The 24307-nt window shown below is 70.9% G+C and carries 20 protein-coding genes; 7 read left to right on the top strand and 13 right to left on the bottom strand.

The genetic code is table 11. The annotated features are described in order from the left end of the window. Window positions 1-32: 32 nt before the first annotated feature. Complete coding sequence (locus tag HS104_25975) at window positions 33-2384, top strand: hypothetical protein (protein ID MBE7483413.1); 2352 nt, start codon at window positions 33-35, stop codon at window positions 2382-2384. Window positions 2385-2417: 33 nt separating this feature from the next. On the opposite strand, the gene HS104_25980 is transcribed toward HS104_25975, so the two are convergent. The 5 genes from HS104_25980 to HS104_26000 all read right to left on the bottom strand — a co-directional run bounded on the left by HS104_25980 (window position 2418) and on the right by HS104_26000 (window position 6385). After that, window positions 2418-2624, bottom strand: coding sequence for a hypothetical protein (locus tag HS104_25980; GenBank protein MBE7483414.1), 207 nt, complete (start codon window positions 2622-2624; stop codon window positions 2418-2420). Between the two features lie 13 nt (window positions 2625-2637). Then, window positions 2638-3417 carry an AAA family ATPase gene (locus tag HS104_25985; GenBank protein MBE7483415.1) on the bottom strand — a complete coding sequence of 260 codons (780 nt, stop codon included), beginning with the start codon at window positions 3415-3417 and terminating at the stop codon, window positions 2638-2640. A 237-nt stretch (window positions 3418-3654) separates the two neighbouring features. Next, on the bottom strand, window positions 3655-4584 hold the full coding sequence (locus tag HS104_25990) for a hypothetical protein (protein ID MBE7483416.1): 930 nt from the start codon (window positions 4582-4584) through the stop codon (window positions 3655-3657). Continuing rightward, a complete protein-coding gene (locus HS104_25995; protein MBE7483417.1) occupies window positions 4581-6047 on the bottom strand; it encodes a hypothetical protein in 1467 nt (488 codons plus the stop codon). Before HS104_25995 ends, HS104_25990 begins: the two co-directional genes overlap by 4 nt. Continuing rightward, a complete protein-coding gene (locus tag HS104_26000) occupies window positions 6047-6385 on the bottom strand; it encodes a hypothetical protein (GenBank protein MBE7483418.1) in 339 nt (112 codons plus the stop codon). The genes HS104_25995 and HS104_26000 overlap by 1 nt, the downstream gene beginning before the upstream one ends. Window positions 6386-6489: 104 nt before the next feature. Between HS104_26000 and HS104_26005 the strand changes: the two genes are divergently transcribed. After that, window positions 6490-10368: a protein kinase gene (locus HS104_26005; protein MBE7483419.1), complete on the top strand. Its 3879-nt coding sequence runs from the start codon at window positions 6490-6492 to the stop codon at window positions 10366-10368. Window position 10369: 1 nt separating this feature from the next. Here HS104_26005 and HS104_26010 read toward each other — a convergent pair whose 3' ends face one another. Beyond that, window positions 10370-11572: an aminotransferase class I/II-fold pyridoxal phosphate-dependent enzyme gene (locus HS104_26010; GenBank protein ID MBE7483420.1), complete on the bottom strand. Its 1203-nt coding sequence runs from the start codon at window positions 11570-11572 to the stop codon at window positions 10370-10372. A gap of 235 nt (window positions 11573-11807) precedes the next feature. On the opposite strand from HS104_26010, the gene HS104_26015 reads away from it, so the two are divergent. Beyond that, complete coding sequence (locus HS104_26015) at window positions 11808-13220, top strand: OmpA family protein (protein ID MBE7483421.1); 1413 nt, start codon at window positions 11808-11810, stop codon at window positions 13218-13220. Window positions 13221-13236: 16 nt separating this feature from the next. On the opposite strand, the gene HS104_26020 is transcribed toward HS104_26015, so the two are convergent. Further along, on the bottom strand, window positions 13237-14103 hold the full coding sequence (locus HS104_26020; protein ID MBE7483422.1) for a MoxR family ATPase: 867 nt from the start codon (window positions 14101-14103) through the stop codon (window positions 13237-13239). Between the two features lie 102 nt (window positions 14104-14205). Between HS104_26020 and HS104_26025 the strand changes: the two genes are divergently transcribed. Together HS104_26025 and HS104_26030 are read left to right on the top strand one after the other, a co-directional pair. Then, window positions 14206-15213 (top strand): arginine N-succinyltransferase, encoded by a 1008-nt coding sequence (locus HS104_26025; protein ID MBE7483423.1) that lies wholly within the window; start codon window positions 14206-14208, stop codon window positions 15211-15213. Between the two features lie 22 nt (window positions 15214-15235). After that, window positions 15236-17146, top strand: coding sequence for a serine/threonine protein kinase (locus tag HS104_26030; protein MBE7483424.1), 1911 nt, complete (start codon window positions 15236-15238; stop codon window positions 17144-17146). Window positions 17147-17156: 10 nt separating this feature from the next. Here HS104_26030 and HS104_26035 read toward each other — a convergent pair whose 3' ends face one another. Both HS104_26035 and HS104_26040 read right to left on the bottom strand, forming a co-directional pair. Beyond that, complete coding sequence (locus HS104_26035) at window positions 17157-18827, bottom strand: IgGFc-binding protein (protein MBE7483425.1); 1671 nt, start codon at window positions 18825-18827, stop codon at window positions 17157-17159. A gap of 300 nt (window positions 18828-19127) precedes the next feature. Next, window positions 19128-20825: an IgGFc-binding protein gene (locus HS104_26040; GenBank protein MBE7483426.1), complete on the bottom strand. Its 1698-nt coding sequence runs from the start codon at window positions 20823-20825 to the stop codon at window positions 19128-19130. A 130-nt stretch (window positions 20826-20955) separates the two neighbouring features. Here HS104_26040 and HS104_26045 point away from each other — a divergent pair, with 130 nt between their 5' ends. Continuing rightward, on the top strand, window positions 20956-21426 hold the full coding sequence (locus HS104_26045) for a TerB family tellurite resistance protein (GenBank protein ID MBE7483427.1): 471 nt from the start codon (window positions 20956-20958) through the stop codon (window positions 21424-21426). 134 nt (window positions 21427-21560) lie between these two features. Here HS104_26045 and HS104_26050 read toward each other — a convergent pair whose 3' ends face one another. Both HS104_26050 and HS104_26055 read right to left on the bottom strand, forming a co-directional pair. Then, window positions 21561-21977, bottom strand: coding sequence for a type II toxin-antitoxin system VapC family toxin (locus HS104_26050; GenBank protein ID MBE7483428.1), 417 nt, complete (start codon window positions 21975-21977; stop codon window positions 21561-21563). Continuing rightward, window positions 21974-22222, bottom strand: a complete 249-nt coding sequence (locus HS104_26055; GenBank protein MBE7483429.1) for a plasmid stabilization protein — start codon at window positions 22220-22222, stop codon at window positions 21974-21976. The genes HS104_26050 and HS104_26055 overlap by 4 nt, the downstream gene beginning before the upstream one ends. A gap of 275 nt (window positions 22223-22497) precedes the next feature. On the opposite strand from HS104_26055, the gene HS104_26060 reads away from it, so the two are divergent. Continuing rightward, window positions 22498-22755 (top strand): hypothetical protein, encoded by a 258-nt coding sequence (locus HS104_26060; protein ID MBE7483430.1) that lies wholly within the window; start codon window positions 22498-22500, stop codon window positions 22753-22755. Here the strand turns inward: HS104_26060 and HS104_26065 are convergent. Beyond that, entirely contained in the window at window positions 22718-23041 is a 324-nt protein-coding gene (locus HS104_26065; GenBank protein ID MBE7483431.1) for a four helix bundle protein, read from the bottom strand. The genes HS104_26060 and HS104_26065 overlap by 38 nt on opposite strands. A gap of 525 nt (window positions 23042-23566) precedes the next feature. After that, complete coding sequence (locus HS104_26070; GenBank protein MBE7483432.1) at window positions 23567-24304, bottom strand: ABC transporter ATP-binding protein; 738 nt, start codon at window positions 24302-24304, stop codon at window positions 23567-23569. Window positions 24305-24307: the final 3 nt, after the last annotated feature.

Below are 24307 nucleotides of genomic sequence, written 5' to 3' on the forward strand. Positions count from 1 at the left end.
TTGGGCAGCGTCGCGACCATGCTGAGGACGCCTTGGGCTTCTCCCTGAAGAGCTTCATCCTGCCCGCCGCCGCGGTGGCATACGTGTGCTTCGGCGCCGTCTCCACCCGGGGCGGAGCCTGGCCCTGGGTCGCGCTGGTGGGCCTCACGCTCGGGCTCGCGTTGGTGTGGCGCAGGACCGACAGCCCACGCGCCGGCGAGGACCACACCGAGGTCGTCGCGCGACGGGTCGTGCGCGCCGTGGCCTGGGGAGCGGCGCTCTGGGTCGCCGCGCGCACCGGCAGCGCGGGCCGCGCGGGGCTCGACGCCGTGGCGAACGCCGGTGTCGGGACGGCGACGGTCGCCGCGCTGGTGGGGCTCGCGCGCGTCTCGTCGCTGGGCGGGCTGCTGGCGGCGCCGAGCGCGACGCGTTCCCTGGACGCGGCTGCATTCGCCGCCTTCCTCTGGGCCATCGCCGTCGCCGCACCGCTCACGCGCGCCATCTTGCCGGAGCAGATGGTGCGACTCGATCCGCTGGCCATCGACTACGCGACCACCAGCGCCGCCGCGGGCAGCCTACTGGTGCTCGTGGCGACGAGCCTGCGCTTGCGCTGGCTGCGCCGCCTCGAGCTCGGAGCAGCAGACCGTGCCACCGGCGCTCTGGCGCTGGTCACGACGGCGCTCCTGGTGGCCGTCCCTGCCGCGCTGCTCGACGTCGCGGCGCCGGATCGCGTGCTCCCCGTGGCCGTGCTCCTCGCAGCGCTCGGCGCCACCTGGGCTGCGGCGACCCGCGACCCGACGAGCGTGAGCCGGACGCTGCGCGGCGTCCTCGCGCTGGCCATCCTGGGCGCGCCCACCCTGCTCGTCACCGGCTTCGTCGCGCGGAGCGCCCCGGCCCACGCCGGCGCGGTGGTGCTGGTCGCGTCGATATTGGCGATCCTGATCGGCCTGATCGCGCGCCGAGTCTCCTCGTCCCTCGCCCCCGAGCAGTCCCGCTGGCTCGACGCCATCGACGCGGCCAGCCGCGGCGCTCTGCAGCCCGAGCCGGACGCCGCCATCCGCGCCGCGCTCGCCGCGCTGTCGAAAGCGACTGCGGTGCCCGGGGCCCGGCCGGAGCTCTGGCGCAGCGATCCGGAAGAAGTGCTCAGCGTCGATCTGGCCGGCTACCTCCACGTCGACAAGACCGCCGCGCCGGAGCGCCTGTACGAGCTAGCGCTGGCAGAGCCCGAGCGCACGCTGCGCGCCGAAGTGCTGGCGGCGCTCGAGGTCCGCCGTCCGGAGGTGCGCCCCCTGCTCGCCTGGTTCAAGAGCAGAAAGGCGTTCAGCGCCACCGTGGTGCTCGACGAGGACGGACCGCTCGGCTTCCTGCTCTTGCCGCAGGGCGCGCGCTCCTCCGCCATGAGCTTGGAGGAGGCCCGAGCGGTGCGCGCGCTGACCGACCGGGTCAGCGCGTTGATCGCGGTCTCGTCGGCCCTGGCTCGCTCGCGTGAGCGCGAGCTCGCCGCCATCGCGCGCGCCGATCGCGCGGACGACGAGGTCGCACGCCTGAGCCACATCATCGGCCTGGAGACGGGAAGACACGTCGCGCACGCCGAGCGCGTGGCGCGGCGTGCCAAGGGCGCGCTCTACAGCCCCGCCGCACGCCTGGCCAGCGAGGAGCTCGAGCGCCTCGGGAGGCTCGGCGCGCCGGTCGTGCTCAGAACGCCGCCCGGAGTGTACGCCTCGGCCTGGGCGGCGCTGGTGCACCTGTCCAGCGCCCGACGCGGGGGACCGCTGGTGGTGGTGGACGGGACCAGCGGTCCCGAGCACGAGCTCGCGCTGTGGCAGGACCCAGACAGCTCGCCGCTCGCGCTGGCGGACGGCGGGACGCTGTGCCTCTTGGACGCCGCGGCGCTGCCGCTCCCGGTGCAAGAGCACATCGGCAGGACGCTCTCGCGGCACGCCGACGTCCCCGTGCGCGGCAGCGTGCTGCCCGTCTCTCTGGTGACCAGCCTGCGAACGCCGCTCGCGGAGCTGGTCGAGGCGGGGCGGGTCGCCAAGAACCTGGCGCGCTGGCTCGGCAGCGCCGAGGTCGCCCTGCCGAGCCTGGGTGAGCGCGCCGAAGACATCCGGGCCTTGGCGCTGGGGGCGCTGGCCCGGAGCGGCTTGGAGAAAGAGGGACGCCCGATGGGCCTCGACACCTCGGCGCTCCGCCTGCTCTCCGAGCACGACTGGCCGGGGAACGACCGCGAGCTCGAGGACGTGCTCTCGCGGGCCGCCCGCGCGGCCACGGGCTCGGTGCTCACCGCCGCGGATCTGGCTGCGGTCGGCTTCTCGCCAGTGCCTCACTTGGCGTCGAGCGCCACGCCGTTGCCCGTGATCACGCGCCGGCGGATGCGGGCCCGCCAGCCACCGCGCGGGCGCTGAACGGGGTCTCGTGCCATGGCTGGCGACGGGGGCTCAAGTACGAGCCGACACCGTGACGATCGAGGCAGGCACGTTCACCGTTCTCCCGTCGTAGTGCTTGGCGTAGCCCGCGACCGACTCGGCGAGCGCGGCCGCGCGCTCGTCGCCGGACAGGCCATCGAAGAGCGGCCGGAGCGGGATGGCGATGTCGTAGATGTGCTGCCAGAGCTCATCGGGCGGCCCTGGCCACGGCAACACCATGCTGCGGCGCTCCTCACGCGTGTCGCCGAAGCCCGCGGCGGTGAGCGCGTCTACGAGCTTTCCGGGGGGCGCGAACCGCAGCGGACTCGGCGCGTCGGGCGGCGGCGGGGGTGGAGAGAGCCGCTGCATGAACGGACCGACGGCGGCCGGGGACAGCTCGCGTCCCAGGCGAGCGGCGGCCTCGAGCGCCAGCGTCCAGTGCTCCTTCGCGGACCGAAACGCGTACAACGCAAACGCTGCGTCGGCCGCAGCGAGACTGGCCGGAAGAGCCTCCTCCCATGCCTCTGCACCAGACCAGTGGCGCGCGACGCAGCATGACGCAAGGCACCTCCAGCTGGCGCAACGCGATGTCGGCGAGTAGCGAGAGGCTGACCTCGTCGCACCAGTGCAGGTCCTCGATGCACAGGCAGAGTGGTCGATTGGCCGCCGACGCTTCGAGCCAGTCCCTCCACGCCACGAACGCTGCGCGCCGCCGCTCATCGACATCCACAGGCGAGAAGCGTTTCGGGTCGTGCGCGAGAAGCGCGTCGAGCGTCGCGTCTCCTTGCCCGCGTATCAGCTCGCGGAATGGAGCGTAGGCGATCGAGGCGTCGTGCGGGAAGCAAGCGGCTTCCTGCACCGCGAACCCACGCTCGCGTGCCATCGCGATCGCCTCGCGAGCGAGCCGCGATTTGCCGATCCCAGCGTCCCCGCTGATCCGGACCACCGCAGGCGGCGAAGCGAGCGCGCCCCGCAGCAGCTCGACCTCACTCTGACGGCCGACCAACGCCGGCGCCCGGGTCGCGCGTCGCATTCCCAGTCGATTCTAGCAGGCCGGCACGGGGCGTTCCCACGGCGCCCCCGGAAGCGTCAGCATCGATCGGTGCTCCCCGAGTCGAGCTGAGTCGCCGCCACCGGCGCTTGGTCTCCTCTCGAGGCCCGTCAACGTGAGCCCGTTCGGCGCCTTGCTGGTCAGCCCGAGGTCTTTCGCGGCCGCGGCCGTAGTACATGGACCTGCCCAGGCACGAGAGGTCACGCCGTTTGCCCGTGATCACGCGCCCGCGGATGCGGGCCCGCCGGCCACCGCGCGGGCGCTGAACGGGGTCTCGTGCCGCCGCCGCTCGAGATCCGCGAGCAGCTCGGCGACCGCCGTCGCCGCTCGGGCCGCCTCCGGGGTCACGCCACGGCGCACCGGATCCGGCAGCCCCCCGAGCGCCTTGGCCAGCGCCTTCTGCGCGCGGACGCGGTCGAGGCCGCGGGCAACCAGGGTGCGCCCCGCGGGCACGGACACCAGAGACAACGCTGCGCCGGTCCAGCGGAAGGGCGGAAGCTCGCGCGTCGCCGTACACAGATCCGTGAGCGGAGAGGCCGCGAGCAAGGAGGCAAGCACCTGCTCGAAGAGCGGCGTCGCCGCCGGATTGGCCGGCGTCATCTCGGGCAAGCGCACGCTCTCTTCGCGTTCGCTCACGCGCCGCACGCTGCGCCAGCGCGTCAGGCGCTTCGGGGGCTTGGCTCCCTTGTAGACTCGCCGCCCCACCCAGAAGCTCACGTGGGTGTCGAGGCGCACGATCTCGAGCAGGCGAGAGAAAGTCGCGTGCCGGCACAGCGCCTCGCCGACGCTCCGGGGCGGACCAGCGACGAGCAGCGTGGCCTGCGCCATCTCGAGCAGCTTCTGCGGGCGTTCGCTGCCAAAGGGCCCGAGCAGCGTCGGGTTGGTCGCCTGGAGCAGATCGTTCAGCGCGCACAGCATCATCCACTCGCCGGGCCCGGGATCGGGCAGCGCGTCGACGGGACAGAACCGGCGGGCGAGCCGCAGGCGGCGCGCGCGCGCCTCGTCGAGCACGCTCGCGGCAAAGCCGCCGTGCTCGGCCACTGCGCGTGCGCGGGCGTGGCCGATGGGAGGCAGCGGGCGGAGCGCTCCGCCCGCGAGCATCGGAACCAGCACGCGGCCGGTCAGCTCGGCGACGAGCTGACCGCTCACGCCTTCTCCAGCCCGCGGAGGGGGTTCATGCCCAGCGCGTCCAGCCACACGGTGGGGATCTCCTCGGCGAAGACGTTCTCGAGCTCCGTCACGCCGAGGGGCGACCAGCTGTGGCCTTCGACGAGCGCCGTCTCGAGCGGCACCAGCGAGGCCGTGGCGAGCGCCGCGGCGCTGCCGTCGGGCCAGAGGAACACGGCGCGATCACCGGGCGCGCCGAGCGCCTGAAACACCACCTCCGGCGGCACCTGCGGCACCACGCGGTAGCCGGAGGGGACGTAGACCGAGGGGTGGATGCGGCGGAAGAACGTGCCCAGCGGCAGCGCGTCGATGCCGTCGTCGCGCAAGAGCAGCGCGCCGAACTGCGTGATGGCGATGCGGGTGGTGCGGATGATCTCTGCCCCCAGCGCGTACGAGAGGCGCCGGAGCAGCGGCAGCTCGTCGGTGGGCACGAGCACCGCTGCCACGCTACCGGGAGGCGCGATGTCCGGCGCGAGGCGCAGCGGCGCGCCGACGTTCGGCGCCGTCGGGAGCGAGCGCCCCGTCACCGCCGGGAGCTCGCTGACCTGAGTGCGCGCGAGGGAGCTCACCTCGGCCAACGCGGGCAAGCTGGGTAGATCCAGCGCCGGCTCGCCGCGGCCTCGGAACAGCACCAGGCCGCTGTCGTGGAACACCGGACAGGCCTCGAGCGCGATCGGGTGCCGCCACAGGACCTCCACCGCTGCCCCGGGGGTGACCGGCGCGAACGACGAGATCCCGGGGGTCCGCGCCAGGAGCGGCAGGATGCGCTCCGGCAGATCCGTGACGTGGAACAGCCAGCGCCGCACCGGCTCGGTGTCCAGGCTCGACTCCGGGGGCCACTCCGCCACTCCGGCCCGCGCGGCCACGTTCGAGCGGGTGAAGTAGCCCAGGAGCGAAGGGCCGAGGCCGGGCTCCGCGAGCACCCAGAGCTCGGGGTGACGGAGCGACGCCTTCGGATCGGCGTGGGGCATCAGGCGCAAGAGCAGCGACTTGAGCTCGATGCCGCGCTCCACGTCGTAGGTCTGCGAGAACGTGTTGTGGTAGAGCGCCAGCGCCGCGTCCGTGGCGCTGATCTCCGGCGCGTCGTAGCCGAAGGGCGCCGCCGCGTCGCGGTACTGGACGAAGTGACGGCTGGTGCCGGTGAAGGTGAAGCCCCCGGCCAAGCGCGACACTTCTGCGACACGGTCCATGCGGTCGCTCGCTCCGGCGTCGAACGAGAGCGCGACCTCGCGCGTGCCGAGCTTGCTCTTCACCACGTCCACCCGGAGCGAGTCGCCGAGCGCGCCCAGTGACTGCTCCTCGGTGTACACGGCCAGAAAAGCGATCAGCCGATCGAGAGAGGGCAAGAGCACGAGCCCCCGCGCGCCGAGCGCCACGCCACGGGAATCGAGCCCGAGCCCGGGAACCCGGAGCCGAGTCTGGTGGACCGCGACGCGCTCGAGCACTATCCGACCTCGATCCCTTCGACCGCCGCCAGGTGACGGCGCACGACGTTCGCGATCCAGTCGGCCTTGGGCTGCGCGATGGCTGCAGCGCCACCCCGCGCCCCGATGGCGCGAAGCTCCGGCTCGAGCTCCTGCTCGAGCTCGTGGCGGAACGCCGACAGGTCGATCGTGGTGGCCGACGGCAGCTCGCTCACCATCGGCTCGGACGCCGCGCCGTGGACCTTGAACAGGCGGCTGACGCCGGGCCGAGGGTTGTACGCGACGAAGGCGCTGACGCGGCCGGCGCTCCCCCCGCCGGGTTCGACGATGCCCCCGGCGAGCATGTAGAGCTTGCTCATCGCCCGCGATGATAGCCAAAGCTCTGGCAATATCGACTCCCTGCTGAGAGAGCACTACCCTCGGGGCCACCGTGGTGTCGTCTGCCCCCCCCGATGGTCGCTTGATGGGAGGCCGCTTCGTCGTCGAGCGCGAGGTCGGGCGCGGCGGCGCGGGGGTGGTCTACCGGGCCTGGGACAAGGTCAGTGAGCACTACGTGGCCCTCAAGGTCATCGCCGCGGACGCCGGCGTCTCGCCGGAAGAGGAGGCGCGCCTGACCCGCGAAGGCGAGCTCCTGAGCCACCTGGATCATCCCGGCATCGTGAAGATCATCGCCTACGGCGTGCTCGACGACTCGTGCCTGCCGTTCATCGCCATGGAGTGGCTGGACGGCGAGGACCTGGTGAACCGCCAGCGCAAGAACCCGCTCAGCATACGCCAGGCGGTGGATCTGATCATTCAAGTGGCGACCGCCCTCGAGACCGCGCACCAGGCTGGGGTCATCCACCGGGACATCAAGCCGGCCAACATCGTCTTGACCTCCCGGCCCGCGGAGGCTGGCGAGCTGGACGTGCTGCCCAAGCTCGTGGACTTCGGCACCGCCGCGGCCGGCGACATCCGCATCACGCGCAACGGCGACGTGGTCGGCACGCCGGCGTACATGGCCCCCGAGCAGGCCCGCGGCGACGCTCCCATCGACGTGCGCTCGGACATCTACTCGCTGGGCGCGACGCTGTTCGAGCTGATCGCCGGACGCCCACCGCACGTGGGCCCGACCGCCATCGCCACGCTGGCCCGCCTGGTGACGACCCCTCCCCCGCGCCTCTCCGAGCTGCGCCGCGAGACCCCACCGTTGCTCGAAGCGCTCGTGCACCGGATGCTCTCGACCGAGCCGGAGCACCGCCCGGGCAGCATGCGCGAGGTCATCAGCGCGCTCGAGGACTCGAAGCTGGAGCTCGATCGGGTGGTCTGGCCGAGCTCGGGCCTGGGAGAGCCGGCGCTCTCGACGCGGCTCGGCTCCAGCGCCTCGCGCCTGGTGACGAGCATCGTCGCCCTGCGCTTCGCCCAGGGATCCGCCCGGGAACGGGCGCTCGAGCACCTACGCTCCCGCGGCGCGGACGCCGTGCCGCTCGGCCCGGACTCCATCGTCGCCCACCTCGGCGCGCGGCACTCGGTCGGCACGGAGGCGACCACGGCCCTCGAGCTCGGCCGCAAGCTGGCCCACGCCGGCGCGCGCGTGGGCATCGCCAGCGGGCGCGCGCGCATGAACCTCACCAGTCAGACCGGTGAGATGCAGCCCGTGGGAGAGGTCGTCGATCGCGCCTCGTCGCTGGCCCGAGACGCGGAGGCCTCCATGGTGCTGGCGGACGCCACCACCAGCGAGCTCGGGCGCGGCCGCTTCGAGTTCCGCGCGCGCGACGACGGCTCGAGCATCGTCGGCGAGCAGCTGCGCGGGCCGCGGGCCGAGCGCGCCGGCGGCGCGCCGTTCGTCGGGCGCGAGCCCGAGATGGCCCAGGTCGTCAGCGCGTTCGAGCGCGCCCGCGGCGACTCGACTCCGATCTTGGCCACGGTCACCGGTCCGCCGGGCATCGGCAAGAGCCGCCTGCGCCGCGAGGTGCTGGCGCGCATCACCGCCAGCGCCGACGCCCCGGCGGTCGTGCTCCAGCGCAGCGACGCCTACGGCAGCGGTCACGCCCTGGGCGCCGCCGCGGACGTGCTGCGCGCGATCGTCGGCCTCTCGAAGGGCGCCACCAGCAAGGAGGCCGAGACGGCCATCATCGCTCGGCTCGGGCCGGCGACGCGCAGCGATCTGACCAGCAAGAACCGCGAGATCCTGGCGCGCCTCCTGGCCAACGAGGCGCTGCCGGAGGGGCTCGACCCTCGCGGCGCGCGCGACGTGCTCTGGCTGGCCATGACTGAGCTCGTGGTGCAGATCTCCTCGCAGCAGCCCACCGTGATCGTGATGGAGGACCTGCAGTGGGCGGACCAGGAGAGCATCGGCTGGATCGACCACATGCTCGGCCGTTCGGCGCACCGCCCGCTGATGGTGATGGCGCTGGTCCGACCCGCCTTCTGGAGCGACAACCCCAACCGCTTCGCCGGCCGCGATCACGTGCGGCTCGAGCTCCGACCCATCTCCAAGCGCGCCACGCGCACCATCGCGCGGGCGCTGATGGGCGAGAGCACCCCGGAGGAAGTGCTCGATCGCATCGCCGAGCAGAGCGCGGGGCTGCCGCTGTTCGCCGAGGAGCTGGCGCGCATCGCGGTCACCCGCGACGCACCGGTGAACGCCCCGACCATCGAGGCGGCGATCCAGGTGAGCCTCGACTCGCTCGACGACGAGTGTCGCGACGCCGTGGGCCGATTGTCCGTCTTCGGCCAGACCTGCTGGGACGCGGGGCTCGAGGCGCTGGGCCTGTCGAACGCCGAGAGCGTGATGAAGGCGCTCGCCGCGGCGGAGATCCTGATGGAGCAGAACGTGTCGCGCTTCCCCGGCACGCGCGAGTGGGTGTTCAAGCACGCGCTGGTGCGCGAGGTCGCCTATTCCAGCCTGGGCGAGCGGGAGCGCAAGGAGCTGCACGCGCTGGCGGCGGGCTGGCTCGCCAGCATGGGCGAAGACGCCGCAACCGTCGCCGGTCACTACGATCTGGGCGGCCAAGAGGTCGCCGCCGCCGAGCACTGGGCCCGCGCAGCGCAGCGCGCCCTCGCCACCAACGCCATCGCGGACGCCTTGCGCATGGCCGAGCGCGCCCTGGCGTTCGCGGAGGACAAACCCCAGGCCTTCCTGCGCGCTTCTTACCTGGACGAGGCGTACAGCCGCCTCGACCCCCGGGCGAGCGAGCGCGAGACGGCCGTCAGCGCGATGGAGGACAACGTCTACGACGAGCCCAGCACCGTCCGCGCGACCGGCGCCCGCGCGCGCTACGACGACGCCCGCGGGGTCGGCCACGACATCACCGAGCGCCTGGCGGAGACCCGCGACCGCGCGGCGACCCTCGGGCTGCACGACGAAGAGGGGCGCTGCTCCGCCGTCCTGGCCACGCGCCTGGCCTTCGCCGGTCGCTTCGCGGAGGCGGAGACCGAGGCCTCGCGCCTGCTCGACCTGGCGGAGCGCCGCGCCATCTCGGCCGCGGCCGTGGACGCCTGGCAGACGCTGGCCATCGTGCGCCAGACCCAGGGCGCGGTGACCTCGGCGCTCGAGGCTCGCCGCAACGCGGTCAAGGCCGCGCGCTCCGCCGGCCTCAAGGAGCGCGAGGCGATGCTGATGACGAACCTGGGCTTCGCGCTGACCAGCATCGGCGCCCGGCAGGAGGCGCGCGGCGCGCTGGAGACGGGGCTCGCGCTGGCGGACGCCATCGGCTCGTCCGGAGCGGTGCGCCACGCGCAGATGAACCTGCTCGGCTGGGCCGCGACCTTCGGCAACGACAAGGCGCTGGAGGCTCACCTGGCGGAAGTGCGCGCCGAGGCCGACTCCACCGCCAGCGGCGTCTGGGCCGCGCCGGATCGCGCGAACCTGGGCGTGCTGTTCTACCGGGGCATGGAGCTCCTGCGCGCCAAGAACGAGCCCTCGTGCAAGCGGGCCGCCGCGCTCCTGCGCATGGCGGCACAGGGCTACCGCGCCACCGGTAACCGCGACATCCTGCCGGCGGCCCTCGGCTTGTGGGCGGAGGCCGAGCGAAGCTGCGGCAACTCCGAGCGCGCCGCCGAGCTGGCCCGCGAGGCAGCGGAGCTCCTGGAGAGCGGCGCCCCCTGCTTGCTCAACGAGTCCACGGTGTACCTGCCGCTGCACGACGCGTTCGTGGCCCTGGGCGACGCCGACCACGCCAAGAGCGCGGTGACGCAGGGGCTGAAGCCGCTGCAACGCCGGCTCGAAGGGCTCCTGGGCACGACGTACGCGCGCCTGTTCCTGACCGAGCTGCCGAACAACGCGGCGCTCCTGGCGGCCGCGGAGGGCTATGGGCTGGTGCCGGAGCGGATCCACCGGCTGCTGGAGACGAGTAACTGAGTCAGCCGAGCGCCACGCCGATCCTCCGGCACGCCTCCGCCACCCGCGGAGGATCCTCGATCAAGGCGAAGCGCACGAAGCCCTCACCGCCCGGACCGAAACCCGTGCCCGGCGAGACGGCCACATGGGCCTTCTCGATCAGGAAGTTCGTGGTCTCGAGCGCCGACATGCCGGCGAGCTTCTTCGGGATCTTCGCCCACACGAACATGCTGCCGCTGGGCTCCGGCACGTCGCCCCAGCCGGACGCCGCGAGCCCCTGGGTCAGCGTGGTGGCGCGCGCCTGGTACAGGTTGCGGATCTCGTCCACCAGGCCGTCGCCGTGGTCGAGCGCCCAGGCCGCCGCGTGCTGGAGCGGAATGAACGTCCCGTAGTCCATGTACGTCTTGAGGTGGGCGAGCGCGCCGACCATGCGCGCGTTGCCGGCCATGAAGGCGATACGCCAGCCGGGCATGTTGTAGCTCTTCGACATCGAGAACACCTCGACGGCGAAGCGCTTCACCTCTTCGCGGTCGATGCCGCAGTCGAAGATGCTCGGCGCGAAGCGATTGCTGAAGTCCAGATCGGCGTAGGCCGCGTCGTGCAGGAGCATCGCGCCCGCGCGCTGGACCACGCGCACGAGCTCCGCCAGCGCCTCCCGCGAGATGACGAACCCCGTCGGGTTGTGCGGGTAGTTCGCGATCACGAGCTTCGTCTTGCCGCCCGCGCGTTCGACCCTCTGCATGGCGTCGGCGACGGCCTTGGCGGGCTCGAGCCCCTCCTTGACCGCGTAGCCGGTGACGGCGGCGCCCGCGATGGCCGGCGCGCCTTCGTGGATCGGGTAGCAGGGATCCGGCACGACCGCGTGGTCACCGCGGTCGAGGATGGCGAGGCACAGGTGGCTGATGCCCTCCTTGGCACCCATCGTGACCAGCACCTCCTTGTCCACGTCGAAGCCCGCGTGGTAGCGGCGCTCGTACCACCCGCACAGCGCCTTGCGCAGGGCCGGCAGCCCTCGCCCGGGGTGGTAGCGGTGGTTCTTGCCCACGTCGGCGGCCAGGTGGAGCTGATCGACGATGGCCTTCGGCGTGGGGCGATCGGGGTTGCCGAGGCCGAGATCGATGAGATCGGCGCCGGCCGCCACGGCCTTGGCCTTGATCGCGTCGGTGGCGACGAAGGCGTAGGTGGGTAGGGCGTCGGCGCGAGGAAAAGACCAGGTGTCCGTCACGAGAGCTGAGCTAGCAAAGTCCGCCCGCGGCGGCGAGGGGCTTGCGGGAAGGGGCCGGAATGCGGCCCGGACCGTGGGACAACAGCTCGGCGACTGGACGTCGTGCATCGCACGCACGCATCCGTTTCGCGTGCGTCGTCAGGCGCGAAGACGCGGCGTCGCGCGCAGCAATCTTTGCGCACGCGCGCTGCCCCGGACTCTTGCTCCCGGCGTTGGCGGGTGGCACTTGAACGACATGCGCGCCCCGATCATCCTCTGCACTGCTCTGTTCTCCACGCTGCTCGCCTTCACCGCTTCGGCTCAGGAAGAGGCGAGCGCTTCTGGGTCGCTGTCGCTCGAGGGCAGCGAAGGCAGCGCGAGCGCCAGCGGCGGAGGATGGATGGGTCAGTACACCCCCGAAGCGGGCCTGATCGAGCTCGGCGTGTTCGGCGGGCTCATCTGGATGAGCAACGATCACAACCTCCGCAAGGTCGAGGACACCCACTACACGTTCAAGCGCCCGGCGCTCGAGCTCGGTCTCCGGGTCGCGTACTTCCCGCTCTCGTTCCTGGGCGCCGAGCTCGAAGGCGCGCTGGGGCCGGGCGCGTCGGCGGGCGACGAGAGCGCGATGCTGTGGGCCGCCCGTGGCCACGTGATCGGCCAGCTTCCCGGCGCGCGCATCACACCCTTCGTGCTGGCGGGGCTGGGACGCATCGGCGCTGACACCGACGCGATGGGCGCCGACGGTGACCCCGCGGCCCACGTCGGCATCGGCGCCAAGCTCGCGCTCACCAGCCTGCTCGGGGTGCGCCTGGATCTGCGCGACAACATGACGGGCAAGAGCCCGGAGTCCCGCAGCAAGCGCCACGAGATCGCCCACCATCCGGAGGTGCTCCTGGGCCTCTCGCTGACCTTGGGGCGCAGCGAGGAGAAGCCGCCACCGGCCGCAGCCCCGAGCGACCGTGACAAGGACGGCTTCCTCGATCCCGACGACAAGTGCCCCGACGAGAAGGGCGTCGCCCCCGACGGCTGCCCCATCGGCGACAAGGACAAGGACGGCTTCCTCGACCCCGACGACAAGTGCCCCGACGAGAAGGGCGTCGCCCCCGACGGTTGCCCCGTCGGCGACAAGGACAAGGACGGCTTCCTCGACCCCGACGACAAGTGCCCCGAGGAGAAGGGCGTCGCGCCCGATGGTTGCCCCGACCGGGACCCCGACAAGGACGGGATCCTCGATCCGAACGACAAGTGCCCGACGGAGCCGGAGACCAAGAACGGCTTCGATGACGAGGACGGCTGCCCCGACGAGGTGCCCGAGGCGGTGAAGAAGTTCTCGGGCGTGATCCAGGGCATCGAGTTCGACGTGAACAAGGCCACCATCCGCCCGAAGTCGTTCACCGTTCTGGATGAAGCGGTCAAGGTGCTGACCGACTACCCCAAACTCCGCATCGAGATCAGCGGCCACACCGACACCGACGGCAAGCGCGACCACAACCTGGAGCTGTCGAAGAAGCGCTCCGAGTCGGTGAAGGAGTACTTCACGAAGAAGGGGATCGCCGCGGACCGCATCGAGACCCGCGGGGCCGGACCCGACGAGCCCATCGCCGACAACAAGACGAAGGCCGGCAAGCAGAAGAACCGGCGCATCGAGTTCAAGCTGCTTCAGTAGTTGCCGGGCTTCCAGCTCACCAGCGCCGAGCGCGGCCGGACCGCTGCTCGGCGACGGTGGCCTGGTCCTGCTCCTTCTTGATCAACACGCCGCCGAAGGGCAGCTCGCTCTTGATGCGGTCGGCGCCGACGTTGCTCTTCGAGAGCACGGAGATCCAATCGATGAGCTCGCTGGTGCTCGGACGCTTGCGCAGCCGCGGCACCGCCCGAAGATCGTAGAAGGCGCCGATCGCCTGATCGACCAGCTCCTCGTCCACCTCCGGGTGGTGGACCCGCACGATGCGCTTCATCAGGTCGGGCTCGGGGAAATCGATGAAGTGGAAGACGCAGCGGCGCAAGAATGCGTCCGGCAGCTCCTTCTCGTTGTTGCTGGTGATGATCACCACCGGGCGGTGGCGGGCCACGATCTCCTCGCCGGTCTCCGAGACGAAGTAGCGCATGCGATCGAGCTCGTGCAGGAGGTCGTTCGGGAACTCGAGGTCCGCCTTGTCTACCTCGTCGATCAAGAGCACGACCCGCTCCGCCGAGGACAGCGCGCGGCCGAGGGGCCCGAGCTTGATGTAGCGGCGAATGTCCTTCACGGCCTCGGGGCCGGCGTCGCCGAAGCGGGCCTCGTACAGGCGCTGCACGGTGTCGTATACGTAGAGGCCGTCTTGGGCGCGCGTCGTGCTCTTGACGGGCCAGTGGATCATCGGGTGACTCATCGCCTCCGCCACCGCCGCGGCGAGCAGCGTCTTGCCGGTGCCCGGCTCTCCCTTCACGAGCAGCGGCCGCTCGAGCGCGACCGCCGCGTTCACCGCGGCCTCGAGCGCCGGATCGGTGATGTAGCTCTTGGTGCCCTGAAATTGGCGAAATGACTCGATCACGGGCAGGCCTTCTAGCACGGCAGCCGGGCCTTGGCTCGCGCCCCGCGAGTTGCCCGAGAGGCAGCCGACCGTGTTACACCCGGGATCCCCATGTCGGTGCGCTACGAGATCCGCGCGGCACTGCCGGAAGACGAGGCGCAGGTCCTCGCGCTCGCACAGCACCTGAACACGGTCAATCTGCCGCACGACCAGGGGCACGTGAGCCGTCTGCTCGAGCACAGCAAGAGGAGCTTCGCCGCGGAGATCCGCAGCGTCTCCCACCGGAAATTCGTGTTCGGGCTGTGGGACCTCCGAGAGAACCGCGCCGTCGGCACCAGCATGGTCGTCGCCCAGCTCGGGCGTCGCGACGCGCCGTACATCTACCTGGACGTGATCGACGAGGAGAAATACAGCAGCCTGCAGGATCAGCACTTCCATCACACCGTGCTGCGCATCGGCTTCTCCTACAAGGGGCCGACGGAGATCGGCGGCCTGGTCGTGCTGCCGGAGTACCGCGCCGCCAAGGAGCGGCTGGGCCTGCTCATCTCCTACGTCCGCTTCCTCTACATCGCCACCCACCGCGAGCTGTTCCAGAACGAGGTCCTCGCCGAGCTCCTGCCGCCCCTCGAGCCGGACGGGACCAGCCACCTCTGGGAAGCGCTGGGCCGCCGCTTCTGCAACCTGAGCTACGCCGAGGCCGATCTGCTCTCCAGCGAGAACAAGGAGTTCATCAAGGATCTGTTCCCGAGCGGGCTCATCTACGCCTCGCTACTGTCCAAGGATGCGCAAGGCGTGATCGGCAAGGTCGGCGCGCAGACCAAAGGCGTGGAGAAGATGCTGAAGCGCATCGGGTTCCGCTACGCGCACCGAGTCGACCCATTCGACGGCGGTCCGCACTTCACCGCGCCGACGGACGAGATCACGCTCGTCCAGGAGACCGAGGTCAGGCGCCTGGTCGGTGCGCTGAGCCACGTGGATCAGACCACGCCGGGGCTCGCCGCGCGGGACGCGAGCGACGCGCCCTATTTCCGCGCCGTCCCCGCGGGCCTCTCGTTCGTGGGCAAAGAGGGCGTGCGCCTGCCTCCCGCGGTCATCGAGCACCTGGGCCTCGGCGAAGGCGACCCGGTCGCCTGCCTCCCGATCCGCTGACCCGCACGCTAAGCTCCCCGGCATGAAGGAAGAACAGCGGGGCGGCACGCTGAAGCTCGAGTCCGCCCGCTTCGACATCGCGACCACGATCGTGGCGCGGGACAGCGGCGACTCCGAGCCGCGCACGGTGGACCCGAGCCCGGTCTCCTTCGATCCCGGCGCGCGCTACGCCACGCGCCGCGTGCTCGGCACGGGCGGCATGGGCGAGGTCCGGCTCTGCGGCGACGCCTGGGTGGGGCGCGAGGTCGCCATGAAGGTGATGCGCACCGGAAGCGGCTCGCAGGCCGCGGCGCGCGCGCGTTTCCTGCGCGAAGCGCGCGTGCAGGGGCAGCTCGAGCACCCGAGCGTGGTGCCGGTCTACGACCTCGGGCGCGACGAGACGGGGCAAGAGTTCTTCACGATGAAGCGCGTGAAAGGCCACACGCTGGAGGAGATCCTCGCGGCGCTGCGCGGCGGAGACGCCGAGCTCGCCGCCAGGTACGGCCGGCGCAGGCTGCTCTCGGCGATGAGCCAGGTGTGCCTGACGGTGGCCTACGCCCACAGCCGGGGCGTCATCCACCGGGACCTGAAGCCCGCCAACATCATGCTCGGGGACTTCGGCGAGGTGTACGTGCTGGACTGGGGCATCGCGCGCATTCACGGCACGGCGGACGTGGTCGCCGAGGAGCGCGTGGTCCCTGACACCGAGGCCGTGCCGGAGACTCAGGTCGGCGCCGTGGTGGGCACGCCGGGGTACATGTCGCCCGAGCAGGCCCACGGCGAGACCCAGACGCTAACGCCGGCCTCCGACGTGTACTCGCTCGGCGCCATCCTGTTCGAGCTGCTCTCGCTCGAGCCGCTCCACCGCGGCAAGAGCCTGAATGCCCTGCTCGCCTCCACGCTGACGCAGCAGCCCGTCGCGCCGAGCAGCTGGGCGCCGGATCGCAACATCGCGCCGGAGCTCGACGCCATCTGCATGCGCGCGACGGCGCTGGAGCCGAAGGACCGCTTCGAGTCGGCGCGCGCGATGCACGAGGCCATCGAGCGGCACCTGGACGGGGAGCGCGACGCGGAGCGCCGAGCGGAGCTCGCCGCCCAGCACCTGGAGAAGGCCCGCGCGGCGCTCAGCCAGGCCTCGGACAAGGCCGCGCGCGCCGAGGGGCTCCGGGAGCTCAGCCGCGCGCTGGCGCTGAACCCCACGGACCCCGCCGCGCTCGGCATGATCAGCGACTGGGTGCTCGGGTCTTCGGAGGAGCTGCCGGCCGAAGCCGAGGCCGAGCTGAAGGCGGTGGAGCTCGCCGACCGGCGCACGGCTTCCCGGCGCGCGGTGGTCGGCTACCTGAGCTGGTTCGTGTTCACGCCTGTGGCGCTCTGGATGGGCGTGAAGAGCTGGCTGGCGATGGGCGTGTTCACGGCGGCGCTGCTCTTGGTCGTGCTCAACACCATTTGGGTCACGCTCACGGGCAACGCCGGTCCGACCTACATGCGCCGAAATCTGGTCTTGAACTTCATCTCGGTCGCCACGCTGAGCATGCTCTTCGGCCCTTATGTGTTCACGCCGGGGATAGCCGTTGCCAGCGCCGCCTCCTACGTGGTCGGGATCCGCGCCAACCTCCAGACGCGCTGGTTGGTGTTCGGGCTCGCCTTCGCCTCGGTCTTCGTGCCGGCGGGCCTCGGCTGGCTGGGGATCTTGCCGGCTTCCTACGTGTTCGAGGACGGCGTGCTGAAGATCCTGCCCTTCATGCTGAGCTTCACGCCGGTTCCTGCGGAGCTGCTCTTGGTCCTGATCACCGTCGGCCAGTTGGTCCTGCCCGCGGCCATCCTCGGCCGCTCCGTGGAGACGTTGATCAAGGCCGAGCGCCAGAACTTCGCGCAGGCCTGGCGCCTCCGGCAGCTGCTCCCGGTGCCCGCGGTCCAGAGCCTGCCGCCCCCGGCCACCAAGTGCGTGATCTAGATTGGGTTGATCATTTGATCGGCGGCGGCGGCGGCGCGATCAGGGTCAGGTTCAGGCCGCCCGGGTACTGGTAGCTGGTGTAGCTGCCGTAGCCCATGACCTGCAGGCCCACGGCCTTGTCGCTGGTGAGCAGGTGCGCCCCGCTCTGCCCGGGCCCGAGCATGGCCCGCGCCACCGAATAGCCGCTGCCCAGGGAGGTGGTCGGCGCGCTGAGCGGCGCTCCGTCGAGCACCACGTTGGTGCCGTCCGGCATCACGATGTCCACGTAGCTCACGTCGTAGTCGTCGGGTGTCAGGAACACGTATTTGGTCCGGTACTGCTCCACCGCCGTGGCCAGGCTCTGCGCCGGATCGCCCTTCTGGTTCGGCGGCTGGGTCACCGGATCCACCACGCTGGCCCCCATCTGGAAGGTGGCCACCGCAATCTCGTGGTTCTGGCTCACCACCTCGAACGCCTGCTTCACGATCCCGAGGTCCACCACCTGCCCGGCGTTGATCGAGGTCGGCGCCAGCGAGGGCGCGCCGGACGGGTAGCTGAGCTGGGTGCCGTCCACGTTGCCGTAGAGCTTGACGATATGGCCGGGCACGTCGCCCTTGGGCCCGGTGGGCGGCACCACGAAGTAGCGTTTGCCCCAGGTCTCCGCCGGGAACACGCTCTCTTCGATGTGATCGCAGGCGCTCTGCGCGAACGGCAGGTAGACGCAGGGCATGCCCGAGATCACCTGCACCGGCGCCGTCGCCTGGAGCAGGCTGCCCGAGAGATCGGTGGTCGCCGTCCCGACGATCTCGACCACCTCGCCCTTGGCGAGGCCGAACGAGAGCACGCCGCCCGCCGGGGTCGCCTGGATCCCGCCGCCCGCAGCGACCGCGCCGGTGGCGGACACCTTGACCGTCACGTTGGTGTTGTCGGCGGTGCCGGTGACCGCGAAGTACGCCGGCGCGTCGATGGGGATGCCGCCGGCGTCCGACCAGCCGCGCATGGTGGTGATGCGGTAGTTACCGGTGAGCGCGGTCGTGGGCAGGAGCAGCGAGGCGTCGTTCGAGAACGAGTAGCAGCCGATGGGGCCGAAGGTGAGCGGGCAGGTCTGGTTGCCGGGACACCCCGCCCAGCTCTTGCCCGGCGGGCCGCCTTTGCCTTGGTACTCGAGCGCGTTGAACTGATACACGGTGACGGGCGCCGAGCTGGTCAGGTGATAGGCGCCGTCCTGCGCGCGGATGCTGCTCGTCCCAGGCGTCCACTCGCCGCACGCGCTGAAATCGGCGCCCTTCAGCGCCGGCACCCAGGGGAGGTAGAGCTTGGTCAGGGAGTTCGGCGCCACGGTGTCGGTGGCGACTTGGGCGCCGGCGCGTTCCACCGTGACGTTCGCTGGCTGATCGCCCGCGTTGGCCACGACCACCGCGAAGTCGAAGATCGACCAGACGTGGTTCGTCACCGGCGTCGGCCAGAAGTCGCAGCCGATGTAGGTCTTGGCCTGCGCGGCCTGCTCGCAGGTCTTCGGATCGCCCACGAAGCCGCCCCCGCCGCCGGTGCCGGCGCCGCCGACGTTGATCGCGCCGCTGCCGCCGACGTTGAGGCCGCCGCTCCCACCTCCCCCGCCGATCCCACCCGCGTTGCCCATGGCGCCGCCGCCCACGCCGCCGCCCGTGGACGAGCAGGCCGTGCCGAAGCTCGCCGCACCCACGCAAAACACGATGGCCCCGATCATCCCGCGTCGCATGACGCCAGGATGAACCAGGCCGGGCGGGAGGCCAAGCGCCCGCGCCTGACTTCGCCTGATCTCATTGTTCTCTACCCTCGTGGCCCGCGCTTGCTGCTACGCCCTGCCCTCTTCGTGCCCCTGTTCAGAATCGAGCAGGGGCGCCGCGCGACAACGCCCACCTGGTAGCGGGGATGCGCCGGCCTCGCCGGTATTCTCGTGGGTCCTGGCGTCAGTGGCAGCCCGCGATCTGCATGCCAAGACAGCAAGACCTCTGGGAGCTGCTCACTTGATGGGCGGCGGCGGCGGCGCGATCAGCGTCAGGTTCAGGCCGCCCGGGTACTGGTAGCTGGTGTAGCTGCCGTAGCCGACCACCTGGATCCCGACGGCCTTGTCGCTGGTCAAGAGGTGCGCGCCGCCCACGCCGCCGCTGAGCTTGGCGCGCAGGATCGAATAGCCGCTGCCGAGCGAGGTGGGAGTGCCCGCCGGAGCCGAGCCGTCCAGGACCACGTTCGAGCCGTCCGGCATCACGATGTCCACGTAGCTGACGTCGTAGTCGTCCGGCGCGAGGAACACGTACTTGGTGCGGAACTGCTCGACCGCGGTGGCCAGGCTCTGCGCCGGATCGCCCTTCTGGGTCACCCCTGGCGACACTGGATCGACCATCTGGGCGCCGAGCTGGAACATACCCACGGCGAACTCGTGGTCGCCCACCACCTCGAACGGTTGGCTGACGACGCCGAGGTCCACGACCTGACCGGCGCCGATGACGCTCGGGGCCTTGGCCGGCGCGCCGCTCGGGTAGCTGAGCGCGGTGTTGTCCACGTTGCCGTAGATGCGGACGATGTGGCCCGGCGCGTTGCCGAGCGGGCCCGTCGGCGGCGCGACGAAGTAGTGCTTACCCAGCGTCTCGGCGGGGAACACGCTCTCCTCGATGTGATCGCAGGCCTGGGTGCCGATGGGCGCCTGGATGCACGGGATGCCGTGGATGACCTGGATGGGCGCCGTGCTCTGGACCAGCGTGCCCGACAGATCGCCGGTGGCGGCGCCGAGCAGCTGCACGACCTCGCCCTTGTTCACGTTGAACTTCAGCACCGCGCCGGGGCCCGTCTGCGCGATGCCTCCGCCGGCCATGATGGTGCCGGCGAGGCCCGTGAGCACGCTGACCTCGGTGTTGTCCGCGGTGCCGGTGACCGCGACGTACGGGCCCATGTTCAGGCCGATCGTGGACCAGCCGGCCTGCCCCGTGACGCGGTAGTTGCCGGTGAGCGCGGTGGTCGGCAGGAGCAGCGAGGCGTCGTTCGAGAACGAGAAGCAGCCGATGCCGCTCGACGTGCCGGGGCAGCTCGACCAGTTCTTGCCGGGCGGTCCGCCCTGGCCTTTGTACTCGAGGGCGTTGAACTGGTAGACCGTGACGGGCACGGAGCTGGTGAGGTGATAGGCGCCCCCTGGCGCGCGCACCGTCTGCGTGAGCGGCGTAGCCGAACCGGTGGCGTTCGCGTCCGGACCCTTCAGCTCCGGGACCCACGGCAGGTAGAACTTCTCCAGCCCGTTGGGCTGCACCTGTCCGGCCGCCACCTGGGAGCCGTTGCGCTCGACCACCACGTCGGCGACCTGGTCGCCGGCGTTCGCGACCACGACCGCGAAGTCGAAGATGCTCCAGACGTTGTTCGCCACCACCGTCGGCCAGAAATCGCAGCCGATGTACGTCTTGGCCTGCGCGGCCTGCGCGCAGGTCTTCGGGTCGCCGACGAACTGGCCACCGCTGCCGCCAGCGCCGTTGCCGCCGACGTTGATGCTCCCGCCGCCGCCACCGAAGGTGATGGCGCCGGTGTTGCCACTGCCGCCGCTGCCGCCGTTGCCGACACCTCCGGACCCCGTGGCGCCGCCGCCGGGGCCCCCTCCCGCGCTCGAGCACGCGGACACGGTCAGAAGCGAACCCGCCGCCACGAGGACGGCAGCACCCCAAAGCTTGCGCTGCATGGGCGGATTATGAACGAGCGGTCTGTCCCGGTCCAAGCCGGTGCAGCGATTGGGCCATTTTCCGGGCTCTTTCTCGAAGCGCTTGAGGCCGGAGCGCCCGGCGTCGCATGCTCCCGGGCCCGGAGGGATCATGAGTCGAGCCAAACGCACGGATGCTGACCTGAAGAAGATTGCGGCCGAGATGCGCAAGGTCATGCCCGGCCCCACGCTGAATCAGGTCTACCGCCAGGCCATGGAGGCGGGCTACTTGTGCGCGCTCGCCGACGGCGAGGCCGACGCCGGCGAGAAGGAGGCCATCGTCAAGGCGATGCACGATCTCTCCAGCGGTCTGGTCGTCGAGTGGGAAGTGGACGCGATGATGGACGAGTGCAACGACGCCATCGGCAGCGAAGGCCACGAGGCACGCGCCAAGTCCGTGGGCGCGAAGCTCAAGGAGCTCGGTCAGGCCGAGGCGGGCCTCCTGCTCGGGGCGTACACCGCGTTCGCCACCGGCGGCCTCGACAAGAAAGAGGCCGGCGTGCTCGAGAAGATCGGCACCGCCGCCGGCGTGACGAAGAACCAGGTCGCGAACTTGGTGAAGCAGGTCAAGAACGCGCTCTGAATTCGCACCAATGAAACGAGCGCGCTGAGCGTCGAGGCGCGTCGGAGCGCCCACGCGTCGCGGCGAGGGGCGGCGCGCGGCCGCGCCTGCGCGCGCGGAACCACCGGTCGTCCCCAGCCGCACGGCGATCCGGTTCAGCTCCAGGGATCGACGACCTCGACGCCGCAGCCGTCGAAATCAGCGACGTTTCGCGTCGCTATCGGCGCGCTCGCTGCCCGAGCGATCGCCGCGATCTGCGCGTCGAAGTGCGAAATCGGGCGACCCGAACGCCGTCGCTCGACGGCGATCTCCGCGTAGCTGCGCGCGGCGTTGCCGTCGAAACCGAGCACGCGTCCGGAGAAGTCTTGGTCGAACATCGCCTCGGCCAGCGCTTCGATGGTCTTGCGACGCCGGCCAGCCGGCAAGAGCAGGACACCGTAGAGGATCTCTGCTTGGGTGATGGTGGTCGTGAAGAGGGTAGCGGCGGGGTGCCGCGAGACCCAGCGGGTCACGACCTTGGACGGTTTCGGGCTCATCAACTCCGAGACCACGTTCGTGTCGAGCACGATCATCGACGCGGCCTCGGCGGCTCTCGCATGGGCTCACGCGATGGAAGCTCGAGCTCGACACCGCCGACACGCCGGAAACGCGCGCGAACCGCGTCCGCCAGGTTCGTCGGCGTCGGCGTCTTCCCATCCAGCGCGGCCTTCAGGATCCGGCGTGCCTCCTCCTCCATCGAGCGCTGGTGCTGCGCCGCGCGCAGGCGCAGCCGCGCCTTGGTCTCGGGGTCGAGGTTGCGAATCGTCATGCTGGCCATGCCATCAATGATTGCACTGCAATCATCGAGGAGCAAGCCGCGGGATTTCTTCTCGCGCTCCGCGGAACGCCCCAGCGCCTCGGATTCCTTTCCCAACGCTCCGCCGAACGCCTCCAGCGCCTCGCGACTCTTCCAGCCGGTGGAACAGCCGGCGCCCGGACTCGCCGGGTATTTCACACTCGGGCTTCAGTGGCAGATCATGATCTGATCATGGCAAGACTGATGATGTAGTCGCGTGCTCGGCCTGCGGCCTCGCGGGTGTCCTGCAACGCTTCTTGCCGAGTCTGGTCCCGGTCCTGATCCCGACCCTGACGCTGATCCTGATCCTGATCCCGGTCCTGATCCCGGTCCTGATCCCGGTCCTGATCCCGACCCTGACCCTGTTCCTGACCCTGTTCCTGATCTTGATCCCGATCCCGACCCCGATCCTCATCCCAACCCCGGCCCCAGAGCGGGCCCGCCCGAGCGCCTGCCCGAGCGGGCCTGCCCCCTCGCTCACCTCCGGTAGGCGAGGACCCACAGCACGGCGATGATCCCGTCCAGCGACTGAATGCTGACGCTCGCCTCCTCCGCTGGCAGGTACCCGCACGCGCGCGCGAGCCGCAGCGCCATCAGCGTTTCCCGCGCCGAGTTGAGTGCATCCTCGAGCCGCGAGCGGCGCTTGCCGGCCTTGGCCCAGACTCCCTCGCTGCCGTTGAGCGCCGCGCTATTGCTCGCCCGCTTCATCTGCCCCGCTAAGTCCCGATCGTGCCGTGCAACCCGATCGGCCAGCCGATGCACGTTCGTCACCATGTCTTCGAGCGAATCCAGAATCCTCATGAGAGCTCTCCCATTCTGCTCTCTCTTCTGAGAGCGCCCGTCCCACGGCGCCGCGCGCAGCGCGGGTCAAGGGCGAGGGCGAACGCAGTGAGCCCGAGGCGCGGCGCAGCCGCGCGAACCCTTGACGCGCGCGAGCACGGCGCAAGAATCGGAAAGCGAGGAAGAGAATCTTCTCTCCGCGCCGGCTTGCTCTCGCGCTCCGCCGAACGCCCCAGCGCCTCGGATTCCTTTCCCAACGCTCCGCCGAACGCCTCCAGCGCCTCGCGACTCTTCCAGCCGGTGGAACAGCCGGCGCCCGGACTCGCCGGGTATTTCACACTCGGGCTTCAGTGGCAGATCATGATCTGATCATGGCAAGACTGATGATGTAGTCGCGTGCTCGGCCTGCGGCCTCGCGGGTGTCCTGCAACGCTTCTTGCCGAGTCTGGTCCCGGTCCTGATCCCGACCCTGTTCCTGCTCTGATCCCGATCCTGATCCCGACCCTGGTGCTGATCCCGACCCTGACCCCGGTCCCGACCCCGAGCTCAGCCCGCCGGCGCTTCCTCCGCCGCGGGCTCCGAGAGCTGGCGCGCTCGCCCGGTGTCGTCCTTGAACACGCGGCCGTCCACCATGCGCACCACTCGGGGCATGCTCTCCGCGAAGCCGGAGTTGTGCGTGACCACCACGATGGTCGTGCCGTGCTCCTTGTTGATCTGGAAGAACAGGTCGTGGATCGCCCCGCTGGTCGCGCTGTCCAGGTTGCCGGTGGGCTCGTCGGCCAGCAGCAGCTTGGGGCCGAGCACCAGCGCGCGGGCGATGGCCACCCGCTGCTGCTCGCCGCCGGAGAGCTCGCCCGGCCGGTGCGTGGCGCGGTGCGAGAGCCCGACCTCGTCGAGCAAGACCACCGCCTTCTTCTCCATCTCCTTCTTGCTGCGGCCCTGGATCAGCCCCGGCAGCATCAGGTTCTCCAGAGCGTTGAACTCCGGGAGCAGGTGGTGGAACTGGAACACGAAGCCGATCTCGCGGTTGCGGACCGCCGCCAGGCGCGAGCTCGACATGGTCGTCAGCTCCTCGCCGGCCAGGCGGATGCGTCCCGCGCTGGGCAGGTCCAGCGTCCCCATGCAGTGCAGGAGCGTGCTCTTCCCGGCGCCGGAGGGCCCGACGATGGCCATGATCTCCCCGGCGTTGATCGAGAGGTCGATGCCCTTGAGCACGTGCAGGGTCCGGCCCATGTGCTCGAAGCTCTTCTCGAGCCCCTCGATGATGACCAGCGGTTCTGCCATGAC

The organism is Polyangiaceae bacterium (assembly GCA_015075635.1).
Classification (GTDB): Bacteria; Myxococcota_A; Polyangia; order Polyangiales; family Polyangiaceae; genus JADJKB01.